The sequence below is a fragment of the Aestuariibaculum scopimerae genome (assembly GCF_059428085.1).
In genome coordinates this window covers 2,501,123-2,520,104 of the sequence record NZ_CM182089.1, presented here as the reverse complement: position 1 = coordinate 2,520,104, position 18,982 = coordinate 2,501,123, and the positions used below count along the sequence as shown (strand labels likewise).

Sequence of the window (18,982 nt, the reverse complement as noted above, 5' to 3'; positions counted from 1 at the left end):
AATATTAATAATTTGGTTAAGCTAGTATAAAAAATTGTTTAACTTTAAAAACACTAACTAAACCATTTATAAGAATTATATTAATGAAAGCGCACTCCAGCTCTAAAAAAATTGGACTTTTCTTAGGCCCCATATTATTTATTCTTCTTCAATTTTACACCTTTGAAACCATTTCTATAAACGCCACGTTTGTAATTGCTTCTGCGCTGTGGATGGTATGTTGGTGGATTACTGAGGCGGTATCTATATCGGTTACAGCCTTATTACCATTACTGCTATTTCCGCTCTTCAAAGTGATGCCCATGGATGCTGTAGGTGCTAATTATGGCAGTCCTATCGTGTTTCTGTTTTTTGGAGGTTTTGTTCTGGCATTGGCTTTAGAGAAAGTTAACCTTCATAAACGTATTGCTTTAAGCATTATTAAAAAAACGGGCACAACACCCAATAAGATTGTTTTAGGCTTTATGATTGCTACTGGTTTTATGAGTATGTGGATAAGCAACACGGCCAGTACCGTAGTTATGTTGCCTATAGCCATGTCTGTTATACAGTTGCTTATTAATGATACCGATGGCTTTACAAAAAAAGATCAAAACTTTGCTATTAGCGTTATGCTTGGTGTTGCGTTTTCTGCTAATGCAGGTGGTATTGCCACTGTTATAGGTACTCCCCCAAACTCCATTTTAATTGGGCTACTTGAAAATGAGTACAACATTCAAATTTCATTTGTAAAATGGATGGTATTAGGACTGCCCTTCTCTATTATTTTAATTGGAATCATTTACTTGGTTTTGGTTAAATGGCTTTTCCCAAATAAAGGATTAGTATTTAATGCTTCTAAAGATTTTATTGATTTGGAGCTTCAAAAGCTTGGGAAACTATCTCCCAAGGAAAAACATGTACTCTTCATTTTTGGGGTTACAGTCTTTCTTTGGATTTTTAGGAGCCTTTTAAATTCTATAATACCTGCTCTAGGGCTTTCTGATACTATGATTAGTGTTTTTGGAGCTTTAGCTTTGTTTACAGTTCCCTTTAATTTAAAAAAAGGTGATTTTATATTACAGTGGGGTGACACCAAAAATCTGGCCTGGGGCATCTTAATACTTTTTGGTGGTGGTTTGGCATTAGCCGAGGGCATGTCGACCACTGGTATTGTAGATGCCGTAGCTAACCATATTTCCAACAGCAATATTAGCATTTTACTAACAGCATCATTATTAATTATTTTAATGTTATTTATGACGGAGTTGATGAGCAATGTAGCATTAACTGCTGTTTTGGCACCCGTTGTGGCCGGAATTGCCATTGGATTGGAAATTCCCATATTATACCTTTTAATTCCTGTAACCATTGCCAGTAGCTGTGCCTTTATGCTCCCCATGGCCACCCCACCTAATGCCATTGTTTTTGCCAGTGGTTATATTAAAGTTAACCAAATGGCTCGAGTAGGCATTGTACTGAACATTATTTCTGTATTACTGCTTATCATATTGTTTAAGTTTTTCTTGCCCATGATATTTTAGTAGTCATTATTGAGTTATTGAAATTATGGAGGCCTAGTGGCATAAATAAAGTTTTTTTAAATTAAAACGAAATATGTATCTTCATATTAATTATTTATTTAACACTAACCAACCAGTTTATGAAAACAAATGTCTTATTTTCAGTGACTGTCCTATGTCTGGTATTGTACGCATGTAATTCCAACAAAAAGGACAAAGCCCCATTTGAATATGAACCTGTTGAAACCGTTGTTGTTGATCCAGTTGAACGCGGTGGATACCTTGTTAATACTAATGGATGTCATGATTGCCACTCACCAAAAAAATTCTCAGAGAAAGGCATGGAGCTAGACCTCGATCGGTTACTTTCTGGCCATCCAGCAGAGGAAGCATTACCGCCTTACGATCCAGCAACGGCGCAATCGTATGTTTTATTTTCTATGGGACTTACATCAGCTACAGGGCCATGGGGTACTTCATTTGCCGCTAATTTAACACCAGACGATACGGGTATAGGAACTTGGACGGAAGAACAATTCTTAACTTGTATTAAAAAAGGACTTTTTAAAGGTCATGAAGACAGTAGACCTTTATTACCGCCAATGCCTTGGGAACATTATAAAAATTTTACTGATGATGATCTAAAGGCTATTTTTGCTTATTTAAAAAACCAAAAACCTGTTGAAAACATAGTACCAGCCCCCATTCCTCCAAAGGCCTAACCAATCTAAAAATGGCAAAATAAAAGCGGCTTTCTGAGAAAAAGCCGCTTTTATTTTATTATTAGTTGCTATTTATGTTTATTATCCTCCAAAGTCATCAAATCTTATGTGCTCATCTGGGATTCCAAAATCCTCTCCCATTTTTTGAACCGCTTTATTCATTAATGGTGGCCCACAGAAATATAACTCAATATCTTCAGGTGTTTCATGATGGCTTAAATAATTATCGATCACACAATTGTGAATAAAACCAACAAACCCGTCCCCTTCAGTATCATTAATGTCTTTCTTAACCTTCCAGTTGTCTTCTGGTAACGGTTCTGATAGTGCTAAATAGAATTTAAAATTAGGGAAATCTTTCTCTAATTGCTTGAAGTGATCTAAATAGAATAACTCACGTTTAGAACGTCCTCCATACCAATACGTTACTTTACGATTGGTTTTAAGGGTTTTAAACAAGTGGTACAAATGTGAACGCATAGGAGCCATACCTGCTCCACCGCCTACATATAGCATTTCAGAATCGGATTCGTTAATAAAGAACTCACCGTAAGGACCTGAAATAATTACTTTGTCTCCAGGCTTTTGATTAAATATGTAAGACGAAGCTATTCCAGGGTTTACTTCCATCCAGCCATTTTTATTTCTATCCCATGGCGGGGTTGCAATACGAACATTCAACATAATCTCGCGACCTTCGGCTGGATAAGAAGCCATAGAGTAGGCTCTCTCAACCGTATCATCATTCTTCATCACTAAGGACCAAAGACCAAATTTATCCCATTCTGCTTGAAATTTATCTGGCGTTTCGTGCTCTTGTGGATGTGCTGTAATGTCTATATCAGAGTATTTTACTTCGCATGGCGGTATTTCTATTTGAATATACCCTCCTGCTTTGTAACCCATATCTTCTGGGATTTCTACAACAAATTCCTTTATAAATGACGCTACGTTATAGTTACGCACTACGGTTGCTTCCCATTTCTTAATACCAAAAACCTCTTCTGGGATAGTAATGTTCATGTCCTGCTTTACTTTAACCTGACATGCTAAACGTGCACCGCTTTTTAATTCTTTACGTGTAAAATGAGGGGTTTCGGTAGGTAATGCTTCTCCACCACCTTCCAGTACGTGACATTCACATTGAATACATGTTCCACCTCCACCACATGCAGATGGTAGAAATATTTTTGCATTGCCTAAAGTAGATAACAAGCTCCCTCCTGATCCTACTTCAATCTCCTTTTCACCGTTAATGGTTATTTTTACTGGACCTGAAGGCGACAATTTTTGTTTAACTACTAATAGCAATACTACTAATAAAAGCGTAATAATTAAAAATGCTGTTACTGTTGCTAATATTGTTCCTACGGTACCTGCGGCTAATATCATATTACTCATTTCCTTTTATGTTGTTAGCTAACACTTCTTCTTGTTTGTCTTTTTTAGAATCGACCTTAACGGTTTTTTCCTCTTTTTTAGAATCATCGTCACCACCTGTTAACATTCCTCCAAAACTCATAAAACCAATGGCCATTAATCCTGTTATAATAAATGTAATACCTAAGCCTCTTAATGCAGGCGGTACATTGGAATATCTAATCTTTTCACGAATAGCTGCTATGGCCAGAATGGCTAAAAACCATCCTATTCCAGATCCAATACCATATGTTGTTGCCAAACCTAAGGTTTGAATTTCACGAGACTGCATGAATAATGAACCTCCCAAAATAGCACAGTTAACTGCTATAAGTGGTAAAAAGATACCAAGTGAGTTATACAGTGAGGGCGAAAACTTCTCTACTACTATTTCAACCAATTGTACCATAGTAGCTATAGTAGCAATAAACATGATAAATGATAGGAAACTTAAGTCGTACTCGGCATATTCTGCTCCCAACCATTTTAAGGCCCCTGGCTGTAATAAATATTGGTCCAATAACCAGTTTAAAGGTACTGTAATAGCTAAAACGAAAATTACAGCAGCACCAAGACCTATAGCTGTGCTTACTTTTTTAGACACGGCCAGATAAGAACACATTCCTAAGAACGTGGCAAATACCATATTGTCTATAAATATTGATTTGAAAAATAATTCTATATGTTCCATATATTCTTAATTATGAATTCGGAATTAATGATCTTCTATTAATGCTTTATTTCTACTACGTTGTACCCAAATAATGATTCCTACAACTATTAATGCCATGGGTGATAATAACATAAATCCGTTATTCTCATAACCATACTTATACAATCCTGTTTTTTCTATAGCGTCACCCAGTACACTAAATCCTAATAAAGTACCAGAACCAAACAATTCTCTAAAGAACCCTACTATAATTAAAATTAAGCCATAACCAGCTGCATTACCAATACCATCTAGGAATGACCTCCAAGGACCATTTGCTAAAGCAAACGCCTCAAAACGCCCCATAATGATACAGTTGGTAATAATAAGTCCCACAAACACTGATAGTGTTTTGCTTAATTCATATGCAAAAGCTTTTAAAACTTGGTCTACAATAATTACCAAGGCTGCAACCACTACAAGCTGTACAATAATTCTAATTTTGGAAGGAATAATGTTTCGCATTAATGAAATTACCACATTCCCTATACCTAAAACAGCCATAACAGAAATTGCCATTACTATAGAGGCTTTTAGTTCGGCAGTAATAGCCAAAGCCGAACAAATACCTAATACTTGAATGGTAATAGGATTGTTGTCCGCTAATGGATCTAATATCAGTTTGCTATCTTTTTTTGATAAAATTCCCATAGATCAATTATTTTTTAGATTATCGAAAAAAGGTTTGTAAAGCTTTAAATCACTCTTGATCATTGCTGTAACACCATTTCCTGTAATGGTAGCTCCAGCAATGGCATCAACCTCATTATCTGTTTTATTTTCGTTTTTTGGATCTGCATTACCCTTGGCTACATCAACACCTTTAAAATTACCAGAAGCATCCAATAAATGCTCACCAATAAAATCGTCCATAAAGAACCGCTGTTTAATATTGGCCCCTAAACCTGGTGTTTCTCCCGCATGGTCAAAATAGGCGCCTTGAATTACCATATTTTCATCCATAGCAATGTAACCCCAAATAGCATCCCAAAGACCTTTACCTCTAATAGGGGCTATATAGTATGTTTTACCTTCTTTTTCTCCAACCATTAGCGGTAATTTTCTAATCCCACCGGTTTTGGCATTGGTCTGTTGTTTTTTAACATCTATTAAATAGGCTTGGTCATCTTCAGACACTCTACCTTCCTCTATAACCAATTGCTTTTTTATGTACTTTGAAAATTCATCCGCTACTTTATCTGTGGACACAAAATTTGCACTGTTTTCATCGTTTTCATTCACTCCCATAGCATACAAAATATTTTGTTGCTTTTCCAAACGCTTATTTTCATCAATGTTTGGTTTTAACGATGATGCTGCAAATGCCAACAACGTTCCTACCACAAGTACCATACCTATGGCAAATAGAATCGTATATGAGTTTTTTTCCGTTCTCTTTTCCATTATTAAACCGTTTTAACTTTTAAACGTTTCATTCTTTTCTTAATATTACCTTTAATCACATAATGATCTATGGTTGGTGCAAACACGTTCATTAAAAGAATGGCTAGCATAACGCCTTCGGGATATGCTGGGTTGAATACACGTATTAATATGGAAATAAACCCAACTAAAAATCCGTAAATCCATTTTCCTTTGTTGGTTTGCGAAGCAGTAACAGGATCGGTAGCCATAAACACTATACCAAAAGCAAAACCACCAATAATTAAATGGTGCCAGAATGGGGTATTCATTAGACCATAAAATTTACTACCTTCGTTTATAATGCCTGCATCGACAACTTGATTGAATACCAATCCCATAACCAAAGCACCTATAACAGAAGACAACATGATTCTCCAACTTCCTATCTTAGTAAAGATTAAAAACAAACCTCCTAAGATAATCAACAAGGTTGAAGTCTCTCCTACCGAACCGGGAATGAATCCCAGGAACATATCTGCCGTCGAGTAAGCAATCTCTTTACTTTGCGCTAAACTACCTAAAATGGTTTCTCCTGAAATGGCATCTAGGTTCTGGCCCGCAGCAATGGCTTTATCTCTTGCAACGGCTCCTTCAACCCAAACTTTATCACCAGACATCCAAGTAGGATAAGCAAAAAACAAAAAGGCTCTGATAGTAAGTGCTGGATTAAGGATATTCATTCCTGTACCTCCAAAAACCTCTTTACCTATAACCACACCAAAGGCTACTGCCACAGCCAACATCCATAGTGGAATATCTACCGGAACAATAAGTGGCACTAACATACCGGTTACTAAGTAACCTTCTTCTACTTCGTGTTTTTTAATAACTGCAAATAAGAATTCAATACCAAGTCCAACGCCATAGGAAACAATTACCAGAGGCAGAATTTTCCTGAAACCAATTAGGAAGTTATCCAATGTCCAAAATTCAGGACTTAAAAATCCAGCTGAAACAGATGCAATATCACCAACAGCTAAATTGTGTTGGTATCCTGCATTGAACATACCAAAAATCAAACATGGCACCATTGCCATAATTACGGTGTTCATGGTACGCTTTAAATCATCGGCTGCTTTTATATGAGTTCCGTTATGTGCGGTCTCATTTGGCAAATATAAAAAAGTATGTATTGCATTAAATGCTGGCGCCATTTTGGTGCCTTTATACTTTTCTTTAAGTTTATGTAAATTATTCTTTAAACCCATTTTATCCTATTTCTTTAAGCATTAAGTCTAAACCTTCTCTAATTATTTTTTGATGTGGTTGCTTAGATACACATATAAATTCTGTTAAGGCAAAATCTTCTGGTGCCACTTCATACATTCCCAAGGCTTCCATTTCGTCTAAATCCTTGTACATGCAAGCTTTTAGTATTTGCATAGGATAAATGTCAAAAGGAAACACTTCTTCATAACTACCAGTTACTACAAAAGCACGGTGCTCGCCATTAGTATTGGTATTTAAATCGTATTTCTTTTTAGGGTTTAACCACGAAAATGTTAAAGCCCTAGATGTAGATATTTTATTGAATACAGGCTTATTCCAGCCAAAAAATTCATAATCATCACCTTCTGGAATTACGGAAACCACATTACTGTAATAATCCAAATAACCATCGGGATTAATTTGCTTACCGGTTAATACGTTACCTGATATGATGCGTACATGAGCATCCTTAGAAATACCTTTATCGTAAATCATCGTGGCTATTTCACTTCCTAATTTTGTAGTGAAATACCTTGGCTTTTCTATGGTAGACCCAACTAATGCCACAATACGTTCAGCATTAAATTTTCCAGTTAATAACAATTCTCCAATTATTACAAGATCTTGGGCATTTACAGTCCATACGGTTTCTCCCTTGTTTATAGGGTCTACTTTATTTATTAAGGTACCCACGTTTCCTGATGGGTGCGGTCCTGAAACTTTATGAAGTGTAATTCCAGACAGCCCTGCTAAAGGTGAATTGGAGTTAGCTCCAACTGAGACATGTACCTTACCTTTGGTTAACTTGCCTAATGCTGTAACAGCGGCTTGTAACTCGGCTTCTTTACCTTTAAGGGTAAAATCCAAATCGGCAGCTAAAGGTGCACTGGCATAACCAGAAATAAATATCGCTTTTGGAGATTTATGAGGTTTGGCTATAACATCATAAGGACGTTGTTTTATAAAGGGCCAACAACCAGATGCCAACAAATGGTTCTTTACATCCTCTGGCTTAGCGTTTTCAATATCGAACTTACCATTGTCCTGATACACCTGTTCTTTATCAGACTGTATTTTAATCGATAAAATTTTACGTTTTTCTCCACGGGCAATTTCAATAATCTCTCCAGCAACTGGGGAAACAAACTTTACGTTTTCATCAGACTTATCAAAAAAAACAGGCTCTCCTGCCTTTACTTTGGTCCCAACTTTAGAAATTAATTTAGGTATAACGCCATGGAAGTCTTCAGGTCTTAAGGTATAAAAGTTACTTAAAATTGCCTTTTCTAGGTTTTTTTCTGCTTCACCTTTAAGCTTAATGTCTAGACCTTTTTTAATGCGAATGTCGTTTGACATATTTTTTATATTGAAGTATTGAAATTAGTTGTCTAAAAATCGCTGCAAAAATACAAATTTCTACAGTAATAATATATTTTGTTTATTATAGTTTATTATTTGTATTCATTCTAAATAACACCTTGCCAACAAGGCATTAATTTTGTATATATTTACAACATATTCTTCAAATAAATGATACGAGCTATTAAATACACCGTGTGTTCGCTGCTTTTTTACTCGATTGGGTTTGCACAAATCCATGAAGTAAATCCGCCAGACTATATTAAGACTATTAATTTCAAAGGCAATACACCTGAAACCCAACTGCCTATTTTAAAACTTGGTGAATATCTTGTTTTGGAGTTTGATGCCCTTAATGGGAATGAAGCCGATTACTATTATAAAATTGAACATTACAATTACGACTGGACTCCTTCGGTTTTGGTTAAATCTGAATACTTGAGTGGTTTTGACAACCAAAGAATAAGGAGCTATCAAAATTCTTTTAACACCTATCAAATTTATTCGCATTACAAATTAACCATTCCAAATCAACAAACTAAAGCCTTGAAAGTTTCAGGCAACTATATGATTTATGTTTACAATAGCTATAACGACCTTATTTTTTCTAGAAAATTCATGATATATGAAGACAAAGCTACTGTTGGAGTTAGTATAAAACGCTCCAGAAACATAGCTTTTATTGAAGAAAAGCAACGTGTGGATATTACCATAACCTCAAATAGCATCCGATTTAACAATCCCAAACAAACAGTAAAAGCATTAATTGTTCAAAACAACAATTTAAAAACGGCCATAAAAAACTTAAAGCCTTTATACACTGTAGGCAACCAACTTATTTACAAATACGACACCGAAACTAGTTTTTGGGGAGGTAACGAATATCTATTCTTTGAAAACAAGGACGTTAGGGCTGCCAACACCGGAATTCAATTTATTGATTTGCAAGAGCTCTATCATAACTATTTATTTACAAATATAGAAAGGGCCAACAAACCTTATACCTACAACCCAGATATTAATGGAAATTATGTAATAACTGTTGTTGATGCAGACAACCCAAGTATTGAAGCAGATTATGTTTGGATGCATTTTTCACTACTTCCCAATTCTAATTTTGACACCAGATTACCTGTATATGTCTATGGTAATTTTAATAATTATGCTCTGGATGAAACCAACAAAATGAGTTACGATGAAGACAGCGGACTCTTTAAGTGTCAAATATTATTAAAGCAAGGCTTTTATAATTACAAATATGTAACTACAAACAACAATGGTAGTGTAAATGAGGGGATTATAAGTGGAAACTTCTATCAAACAGAAAACGACTATAAGGTAATTGTATATTACAGGGATTTGGGGGCACGTTATGATAAAATAATTGGTATTGGGGCAGGAAGCTCTGTAAATATTTCAAACTAAATATACCTTTTAACAGTTTTTTTGAAGCAAAGACCCTAAAAATTACTATTTACTATGTAATATTTATTATTTTAGCAACCAAAACATATTGTATATCAATACATAACATGGTTCAACAAGTTACAAGAGGCATAAAAATTTCAGTAGAAACTAACTACGAAGGCTCATTTTATAAAAACTATAAAATACAATATGCTTTTGGCTATACTATAACTATAGAAAACCAAAGCAAGGATTCTGTACAACTCAATGCTAGACACTGGACTATTTTAGACGCCTTAAACAATGTAGAAATTGTTTCTGGTGAAGGCGTTATTGGCAAGAAACCTGTTTTAAAACCTGGTGAATCACATACTTATACCTCTGGTTGCTTACTTACATCACCATTTGGTGCCATGCATGGCCATTACAATATGGTTAATTTCACCACTACCAAAAAGTTTAAGGTTACTATACCTACCTTTAAATTAAGTGCTCCTTTTGCAATTAACTAGTATATATTCTTTTTTAACCGTTCAAACTTAAAAACAGTTCCATGCTGCCTTATATGAAAGAAGCTGCAATTTGAATAATGTATAAATTCAAAGGCTTCATGGTAGTTAAATGAAGTATTCTCAACACAAAACAGATCATGGACATCAACGTGACCATAAGGCGATATACGCCTATACTGATAGACCTTGTCATGATCGGTCTCATGCAATTCAAACCAAGCACCTGCAGCTATTCCTGGCAGCCATTGTGCTTTTTCGTGCAATGCATCAACATGGCGCGGCTTTAAGGTTCCTATAAAACTAGGTTTATGGTCTTTTAATGGATCTAAAAAACAACGCAAGTTCTCGCTTTTTTGCGAACCCTTAAATTCTGACACTTCACCCAACTCAGAAACTTCAAACACATTGTTTTCTGTATCTGCCAACAAAACATTTCCAACAGTACTTGGTGTAAATCGCTTTGATTTTTTCAAAGCTTTTTTTATAAAGACATCCGTTACCGATGCTATGAGTGCATCTGTAACAAAACGGGCACAATTACAAGCATTCTTCATAAAGGCTGCATACCTAATAAAATGTTTTTCTTGCATCATGGTTATGTGCTGCCTGGCTTTCCTGTAGTCTACAGCTTTACAAACCGATGCCACTAATTTACCATCACCATGTGTTATCTTAGGGTGGGTAGCCAAGAATTGCAAAATAGCTTCTAAATTAACTATGGCTTCTTTTTCAATAATAGCTTTTATCGGGATATGCAATTCGTTGTCGGTTTCACTCCCCCGTACTCTCCCATAAGGCTCTGGTGTAATATACCTACCAAAATCATGGTATTCCAATATACCCGTCTGTTTATTGATTAAAACCAACGCAGCGTGACCTGCTTTTAGGTAATTCTTTTTACCAATACCAAAATATTGCAAAAAAGGAGAAAACCACTCTTTAGATACCATCACAATGGTTTCTGGGTAAGCCAATGTTAAAATGATGCCCGTATTATTCATTTACCGACTGAGTGAGATTAATGTGTTTTACAGTAACAGTGTGATCTTGAAGATTTTCATAACGCATAACAAGCGCATCTTTTTGCTTTTGAATTTGAGTAATGCTAGTAGTTTTCACAAATCCTCGATCCATAATAACACCATAATCGTCATTACCACTACCCGCTGTTTTATGAAATTTTAATATAGAAGATGCATCAAGGTGATGAGCAGATTTAAAATCGTTAAACCATTCATTACGAGAACATCTCATAGCATCACTATATAATGTTGTAGAAGACCATATTTTAGGTTCTAATGTCAATTTATTAAAATGGTAATTGCTGCCATCCCAAACCAACTCAAAAAACTTTAAACTGGTATTCCAATCAGCTATAACCATCGTAAAAGGCTCAATAGCCTTAAAATCATAGCTTTCAACAAAGCTTCCCACAGTATTACATAGCATAAAATCCTTAGCAACGATGCCCCTACTTTTTCTATAACTTTGCTGGCGCTTATGTCTTACATAAGCCCCATTAAGCACACAAATCACCCTGTTTTTTTCACTTAACCCAACCCAAGTACCACCACCCAATTCATCCTTGGGAAACAATAATTTTGTTTCATTTATGACATAAAAATCCGGAGGCAATGAAATTCGTTTAGGTGCTTCATCACGATTGGTCGTTAATATAAAATCATTTTTTCCTTTTGGAACTATTGTTACGGTACACATTGATTTTATTGTCTTAAAACAGTTGAGCAACTTACAAAAAATAACCAAACTTTAACGAGCTTTTAAGACGCTTCGTTCAAATAAATCCTTTGAAAATTCTTAAGTTTGCAGCACAATTATTGATAATTCAACAACAAAAATAAACAAATCATGGGAAAAGGCTTTTTTAATGTACCAATTGCAATTAACGAACCCGTTAAAAGTTACGCTCCTGGTTCGCCAGAGCGTGAAGCCGTACTAAAAACATACAAAGACTTATTTAGCAGCAACGTTGATGTGCCCTTATATATCAATGGAAAGTATGTATCTACGGGCAATACAAGAACCATGTCGCCCCCACATGACCACAAACACATTGTTGGGACTTACCATTTGGCTGAAAAAGCACATGTTGAAGAGGCTATTTCAACAGCACTGGAAGCCAGGAAATCCTGGGCACAAATGCCTTGGGAACAGCGAGCAGGTATCTTTTTAAAAGCAGCAGAGCTCATTGCTGGTCCATACAGAAACAAAATAAATGCTGCCACAATGATTTCGCAATCCAAAACCATCCATCAAGCTGAAATCGATTCAGCTTGTGAATTGGTAGACTTCTTGCGCTTTAATGTGCAATACATGACGGATATTTACACTGAGCAACCTGAGAGCACCAGTGATGCTTGGAACCGTGTTGAATACCGCCCTTTAGAAGGTTTTACATATGCTATAACTCCTTTTAACTTTACTGCTATTGCTGGTAACTTACCTTCTTGCATGGCACTTATGGGCAATGTAGTGGTTTGGAAACCAAGTGATAGTCAAATATATTCTGCCAAAGTCATTATGGATGTTTTTGAAGAAGCAGGAGTTCCAGCTGGTGTTATTAACGTAGTTTTTGGAGACCCTGTTATGATTACAGAAACCGTATTGTCAAGTCCAGACTTTTCGGGACTTCACTTTACGGGATCTACTTTTGTGTTTAAAGAATTATGGAAACAAATTGGAAATAACATACATAGTTACAAAACCTATCCACGTATTGTGGGAGAAACTGGTGGTAAAGATTTCATAATTGCTCATAAAACAGCAAATGCCAAACAAGTGGCAACAGCTATTGCACGTGGTGCTTTTGAATTTCAAGGACAAAAATGTAGTGCCGCATCTAGGGCTTACATCCCAAAAAGCTTGTGGAGCGATGTAAAAGCATTTCTTACTGAAGATGTCAACTCCTTCAAAATGGGCTCTCCAGAGGACATGAACAACTTCATAACTGCTGTAATTCATGAAGGCTCTTTTGATAAATTAGCCAAATATATTGACCAAGCTAAGACGGATACTGATGCAGAAATTATTATTGGTGGAGGATATGATAAAAGTAAAGGTTATTTTATTGAGCCAACGGTTATCGTAACAACAAACCCTAAGTATACAACTATGTGTACAGAGTTATTTGGTCCCGTAATAACGATCTATGTTTATGAAGACGATGCTTATTCTGAAACATTGAAGCTCGTTGACAGCACAAGTGAATATGCTTTAACAGGTGCCATTTTAGCTAAAGACAGATATGCCATTACCGAGGCTACCACAGTTCTACAAAATAGTGCCGGTAACTTCTATATCAATGATAAACCAACAGGTGCCGTAGTAGGGCAACAGCCATTTGGAGGTGCTCGCGCTTCTGGAACGAATGACAAAGCGGGAAGTGCCCAAAACCTATTACGCTGGGTGTCTCCTAGATTAATTAAGGAAACTTTTGTAACGCCAACAGATTACAGATATCCATTTTTAGGATAAATCATTAAGTACAATTAGATAAAAACCCCACTTATTGTGGGGTTTTTATTGATACTATTTTTTTAAATAATCATCGATCACGAGTCAATAGCAGTTTTTTTCTTTTAAAAATGCCTTCAGCGGTTTCTATTTTAACAATACAAATACCTAACGCAACATCTACGGGTACTGCTAAATCAGAAGTCGTGCTTTTGGCGTCAACCGATGTTATATTTTGTCCCAATATGTTATATAGGGACACCCCTAAAAGTTTTAATTTTCGGCGGTTTATTATTTTTATTTCAGATACATTAGTATCATAATAAACAAATAAATCATCATGCAATAAGTCTTCTTCCGCTTCTTGTTTTTCAACTTTTTTAGCTGAATTGCTTTGGAATAAACTCAATTTAAACCGACTGTTATAAGTACCTGGCTTTAAATAAATCTCAAATGGTTCGTCATTAATCTTATGAGTTTCACCAGTTACCCCATCCAATATAAACAACGGCATATTATAAGATGTAGCATTTTCTATACCCTCTAATCTAATGGTTACAATACCTTCTTGTTTAACAACCAACCCTAAAGGAAATTCCCGGGTTTCATCGAAACTATGAACACCCTGAATAACAAATTTTCTTCCATTTAAAGCCCAATACATATCTTCTTCATTAACATCCAGCATTAAGGCATCATAACCTAAATCGAAATCGCTAGAAGCTTTACTGTTTGCTCCCAGTACCAGCTGCCTGTGATAGCCTAAAGGCGAGTCGTACATTAAACGGACCAAAGGTGTTTGTTCCCTTATATTATCTACAAACGGTTCTGATGGATTTTTCTTTTTTCCAGACTTCAGGAACAGTGATGTAGAGCCATCTTCGGTAGCATATACACGCTGACTGTTTTTAAATACAATATTACCGCCATCTACCGATAAGATGGGCGTCTCATTATCATTGTTAAAACCATCTAAACTTGTGGTTACAAAAAAGCCTTGGTTAACAGGAATATATTGTCCTGGTACTTTTGTTCCCGTTGTTAAGTTATCATTTATTCTACTATCATTTGAAATGGCGACGGCACCTCCCACTAAATTTCGTGTTGCATAGCCCCCTACGTAACCTTTTAGCACATGGGTATTTTCTTGTCCAAAGTGGTCCAAGAAATATAGTGCACCATTAAAAATGGTTCCAGACTCATTATAACCACCATCGGCTATACTCATGTTATCCAATATAAACTCTGTAGCATCAATAGCTGATGGATAAGGGTTTCCTATTAACCGATCCACATCCTGGGTACCGGATATTTTATTTAATGCCAAGGTAAAATCTCCATTATTGGGCAAACCTTTGAAAACATAATTTTGAGATGTAGAAATAGATGTAGAACCTGAAGAGCCCTTCATGGTAAACCCTTCTCCAACCGACAAGGTTGAACTCTCATTAATTTTAATCCAACTATCATAATCATTCGTAGGTCCATAAAACTTATAAAACCAACGCGTACTTATAGTTATAGGACTTGTAGGCGTACTAGAATCAGCAGCCGAAGCACTCGAACTATAATTGATATCTAAATATGACGACGATGATGTTCCATCAAACAAAACATCTTCAATAGTATAAGTGGCTCCTGATATAGAAATACCAGTTCCCCTTGTACTCGTATCACCACCTATAGAGGATACCGATGATGTCCATAAATTATAATTAAACCCACTGGCTGTTCCTTGTTGATCTCTTTCAATATAGCCACCACTATCAGCATCTACAATACTACCTTCTGTTTGTATTAATTGTGATTCGCCAACCAAATCTATAATACCATCCAGTTCTAAATAATGTGAAATACTTAAACCATGACCTGAATTCGTTTCATCTAGAGTTTCAGCAGGATCTGCAATGGTTAGTGTCCCACCTGTTTGTATTAAACCCAAAAGAGAAATATCTCTATCTCCAGAAGTAATATCATGGGAAATTTCAACAATATTCCAATCAATAACAGTAACACCATCTAAACTCAAGGAGTTGGGAATGACCTGATCAGAACTATTGCTCCATGTTGCAGTATCATCCCATGTTCCATCTGATGCAGAAACGTATGGTACAGGTATACTTTGATTGGCAACAACTGTTTTATCTTTATTTAAATATTTTATTCTAAGGAAATTATTATTGTCGGACAAGCCTTCAACTGTAGTACCATAAAATGAATTAAAGTCATAATACCCTCTTAATTTACTCCATAATATAGTAGACGTCTCATTACTAGAAGCTGCTTGGGGAATGACTTTTCCTGTTACGTAATCACCTTCACCTAGTTCTATTTCCTGATTCATTAGAAATCTAACTTGGTTTTCAGTTAAACCTTGGTCCCAAATGTATACTTCATCTATGGCACCTAAAAATGGGTTTTCAATATTATTTTTGTCTATATATAATGCCCCTATTGAAAAGTTGTTATAATTCGGCGAGGGGGCTACTACATTTTGCTCCGATTTATCTAAAACTCCATCTACATACAAGAAAATAGTACCGCTATTGTAAACAAAGGTTATTTGATGCCATTTGTTATCATTTAGCAGCATGGATGATGTAAATCGTGGTATTACTGCATCATCAACCATCACTTCAATTTGGTGAGAGCTATTAAGTCGCAATTGAAGTTTGCTTCCCTTAGCCATAATGGTTCTGGTGCTTGTTTCTAAAACATCCGCTTTTACCCAAGCTGAAATGGTAAAGTCGTTCACATTTAAGTTTAAAGAAGACTCCCCTACCAAATAATCACCTGAAGCAATGCTTATAGCATGATTTTCAGATAATTTGGAGGCCCTACCAAAGGTGAAGTATTTAATATCATCAAAATCATACCATGTTTGCAAATTAGAGTTCCCATCAGACTTTAACGGAATGACATCCACAATATGGTTGTCGGCAAAATTACTATTATTGGAAACCACCAAAACATATTGCTCATCTGTGCCCAGCGTAAAACTGGAAAAAGCCGCCTCTGGTATCGAAACATATACATTTCCTACATCACTGGAACTTTCGGTGGACTCTACAATTTTCCATTGCCTTAAAATTCGAGTTACCGATGTAGTTATCCCTGTGGTAAGTTCTGTAGTGTTACTACCGCCCGCAGTATAAGCTTCATTATTGCTACCCCATACCAAAAAATCGCCATCGGCCCCAAACTCATTAACATTCAAATTATTAGTAGCAAAGATGCCTTCCAAACCTATGGTTACTTCATTAAAAGTATTTAATGTTTTGGACTGCTTTTGGTTTAAATCTGAAATGGAGTCTCTACCAATTCCTGCTACATGGTAATTATATCCAGAACTGGAGCCTATATTCCAAACAATGGTTCCAAAAGAATTGACATAGTTTTTATTTGCTTCATTAGAACTTCCTAAAGTTATACCATATTTTATGGCTAAATACGATTCTATTTTTTGCCTGCCAGCATCGGGAACACGTTCAGCAAATGTAAACACCTCTGCTACCCTACCATTTAAACTTCCTTGAGTATCAAAATTTCTACCAATCCAATATTGCGTTCCTAGAATATTATCATCCACATCTACTGATCCCACATTGGCAAAAGGACTGTCGTTAACCGAAGTCGTTGTTAACAAACTTGAATTATATAGTATTTCCTGGGCAGTTACTGTTGTGGCATCATTTCTAATGTTAATAATGCCTGCATTGGCATATGTAGTATTTAATTCTGCCTCACCATTATAATTTCCTCCTCCAGGAATGTCTTGGTTATAGGACAATGTTTCTCCTGTAAATTCCGTGGAATAATCCCCAAAACCAATTCCCGTCATATCTCCAGCACTTCCAGAAGCGATCCCTGAAAATATAGTGTTTCTAGACGATGTGTTAGTCATGGTAGCATCTGGAATCATGACTATAAAAATATCCTGACTGTAAAAACCATTATCTGTATTATATAAATATTGTTCAATGCTACTCCCATCATTTTCAAATTTTATTACTGGATTGAAGTTTATGTTATAAGAGGCATCATCCATATATGTTGGTTGATTGGAAGCTGTAGGCTGTATGGCATCTTTACCATTGGTTCCTATATCGGACCAATTGGAAACCTTATTGCTTCCATCTTTGGTAACACCTCTGGTAGACTTTAACCAAAGCCTAAAATTGGCCGTGATACCCCCCGGACCAGGTATATTAAAATCAAACATCTCGGCACTCACATTAAACGTAAACGTAGTATTAGCATTATTTGAAATAGATATCGTAGAAGTTAAGGTACCCGAGCCTCCCACTGGAGCCACGAATGTAACAGGCAGAATAACATAATCGCCTACTGCAACCGTAGCCGTTAAGTAAGAAGGCACATAAGATGCTGTAAGTACATAGTTTGAAGGCACAACAAAATCGCTTAATGAACTTGTAACTGACGATATGCTCATAGGGCAACTTCCTGTATTAGCAATCACAAAATATCTGGTTATTGTACTACCTTCATCAATCACTCCAAAATAAGTACCATTAGTAGCCGTGGTGGTGGTTGTACCATTTGGAATATCGGCAGATGGGCTGCCTCCTAAAACATTAATTTCTGGCGCGCCTCCAATAGAAAATGTAAATATAAAATTGGGGTTCTTCTTAATTTCAATATTGATATTGGTAGATGCGCTACAATTACCACTAACATTAGTAATAGAAAAATCTATCACATTATTATTCCCTTTACAATCTAAGGCATCCACATTTTTTGGTACCTTATCTGAAGTTAAAGAAAAATCAGTGGTGTTAGTAATGTTAATGTCTTCAATTTTAACTTTATCGCAATCAGTTCTAATGTTTGTTATTCTAAAAGAAATTGAATTTCCTGCCGAAATACCAATGGTTGAACCATACGAAACTGTTGTACCCCCAATGATATCTACTTGAATATCCTGTGCTTGACTAAAAAAACTAAATAAAATGAAAAGTAGGCATACCTTGAGAGTAAGGAAAGTTGAGTGAGAGATTTTTTCCATAAAACTTTAAAATAATAAATAGCAAATTACGCCACAAATATAGTATTATTTTTCATTCACACACGATAAAACGCATAAAATATTCGACGAAATGAATTTTTATTAAAAAAAACACTTTGGCATGATTATTTATGAGTATTATTTCAAATAATTTTATTACAGAAAAAAATAACAGCCCTTACTGTTAAAAATATTATTAACTTTAGTATTTAAAA

Annotated in this window: 14 protein-coding genes; 5 read left to right on the top strand and 9 right to left on the bottom strand. The window is 35.7% G+C overall.

What is annotated here, in order from left to right:
* Window positions 1-83: 83 nt before the first annotated feature.
* Together AC5SR4_RS10870 and AC5SR4_RS10865 are read left to right on the top strand one after the other, a co-directional pair.
* Window positions 84-1,523, top strand: a complete 1,440-nt coding sequence (locus AC5SR4_RS10870; protein ID WP_495356270.1) for an SLC13 family permease — start codon at window positions 84-86, stop codon at window positions 1,521-1,523.
* A 119-nt stretch (window positions 1,524-1,642) separates the two neighbouring features.
* Entirely contained in the window at window positions 1,643-2,224 is a 582-nt protein-coding gene (locus tag AC5SR4_RS10865; RefSeq protein ID WP_495356269.1) for a diheme cytochrome c-553, read from the top strand.
* Window positions 2,225-2,305: 81 nt separating this feature from the next.
* On the opposite strand, the gene nqrF is transcribed toward AC5SR4_RS10865, so the two are convergent.
* The 6 genes from nqrF to AC5SR4_RS10835 are packed head-to-tail and all read right to left on the bottom strand — an operon-like array spanning window position 2,306 to window position 8,345.
* Window positions 2,306-3,616: an NADH:ubiquinone reductase (Na(+)-transporting) subunit F gene (gene nqrF / locus AC5SR4_RS10860; RefSeq protein ID WP_495359177.1), complete on the bottom strand. Its 1,311-nt coding sequence runs from the start codon at window positions 3,614-3,616 to the stop codon at window positions 2,306-2,308.
* Between the two features lies 1 nt (window position 3,617).
* Window positions 3,618-4,334: an NADH:ubiquinone reductase (Na(+)-transporting) subunit E gene (gene nqrE / locus AC5SR4_RS10855; protein WP_495356268.1), complete on the bottom strand. Its 717-nt coding sequence runs from the start codon at window positions 4,332-4,334 to the stop codon at window positions 3,618-3,620.
* A gap of 24 nt (window positions 4,335-4,358) precedes the next feature.
* Entirely contained in the window at window positions 4,359-5,006 is a 648-nt protein-coding gene (locus AC5SR4_RS10850) for an NADH:ubiquinone reductase (Na(+)-transporting) subunit D (RefSeq protein WP_495356267.1), read from the bottom strand.
* 3 nt (window positions 5,007-5,009) lie between these two features.
* Window positions 5,010-5,759, bottom strand: a complete 750-nt coding sequence (locus AC5SR4_RS10845; protein ID WP_495356266.1) for a Na(+)-translocating NADH-quinone reductase subunit C — start codon at window positions 5,757-5,759, stop codon at window positions 5,010-5,012.
* 2 nt (window positions 5,760-5,761) lie between these two features.
* Window positions 5,762-6,988 (bottom strand): NADH:ubiquinone reductase (Na(+)-transporting) subunit B, encoded by a 1,227-nt coding sequence (locus tag AC5SR4_RS10840; protein WP_495356265.1) that lies wholly within the window; start codon window positions 6,986-6,988, stop codon window positions 5,762-5,764.
* A gap of 1 nt (window position 6,989) precedes the next feature.
* Window positions 6,990-8,345 (bottom strand): Na(+)-translocating NADH-quinone reductase subunit A, encoded by a 1,356-nt coding sequence (locus AC5SR4_RS10835; RefSeq protein ID WP_495356264.1) that lies wholly within the window; start codon window positions 8,343-8,345, stop codon window positions 6,990-6,992.
* Window positions 8,346-8,519: 174 nt separating this feature from the next.
* On the opposite strand from AC5SR4_RS10835, the gene AC5SR4_RS10830 reads away from it, so the two are divergent.
* Both AC5SR4_RS10830 and apaG read left to right on the top strand, forming a co-directional pair.
* Window positions 8,520-9,773, top strand: a complete 1,254-nt coding sequence (locus tag AC5SR4_RS10830; protein WP_495356263.1) for a type IX secretion system plug protein — start codon at window positions 8,520-8,522, stop codon at window positions 9,771-9,773.
* 107 nt (window positions 9,774-9,880) lie between these two features.
* Window positions 9,881-10,267, top strand: coding sequence for a Co2+/Mg2+ efflux facilitator ApaG/CorD (apaG, locus tag AC5SR4_RS10825; protein WP_495356262.1), 387 nt, complete (start codon window positions 9,881-9,883; stop codon window positions 10,265-10,267).
* On the opposite strand, the gene AC5SR4_RS10820 is transcribed toward apaG, so the two are convergent.
* Window positions 10,264-11,268 carry a DUF6695 family protein gene (locus AC5SR4_RS10820; RefSeq protein WP_495356261.1) on the bottom strand — a complete coding sequence of 335 codons (1,005 nt, stop codon included), beginning with the start codon at window positions 11,266-11,268 and terminating at the stop codon, window positions 10,264-10,266. The genes apaG and AC5SR4_RS10820 overlap by 4 nt on opposite strands.
* Entirely contained in the window at window positions 11,261-11,986 is a 726-nt protein-coding gene (locus tag AC5SR4_RS10815) for an NRDE family protein (protein WP_495356260.1), read from the bottom strand. The genes AC5SR4_RS10820 and AC5SR4_RS10815 overlap by 8 nt, the downstream gene beginning before the upstream one ends.
* Before the next feature lie 150 nt (window positions 11,987-12,136).
* On the opposite strand from AC5SR4_RS10815, the gene pruA reads away from it, so the two are divergent.
* Complete coding sequence (gene pruA / locus AC5SR4_RS10810) at window positions 12,137-13,762, top strand: L-glutamate gamma-semialdehyde dehydrogenase (protein ID WP_495356259.1); 1,626 nt, start codon at window positions 12,137-12,139, stop codon at window positions 13,760-13,762.
* 70 nt (window positions 13,763-13,832) lie between these two features.
* Here pruA and AC5SR4_RS10805 read toward each other — a convergent pair whose 3' ends face one another.
* Window positions 13,833-18,767, bottom strand: a complete 4,935-nt coding sequence (locus tag AC5SR4_RS10805; protein ID WP_495356258.1) for a LamG domain-containing protein — start codon at window positions 18,765-18,767, stop codon at window positions 13,833-13,835.
* Window positions 18,768-18,982 lie beyond the last annotated feature (215 nt).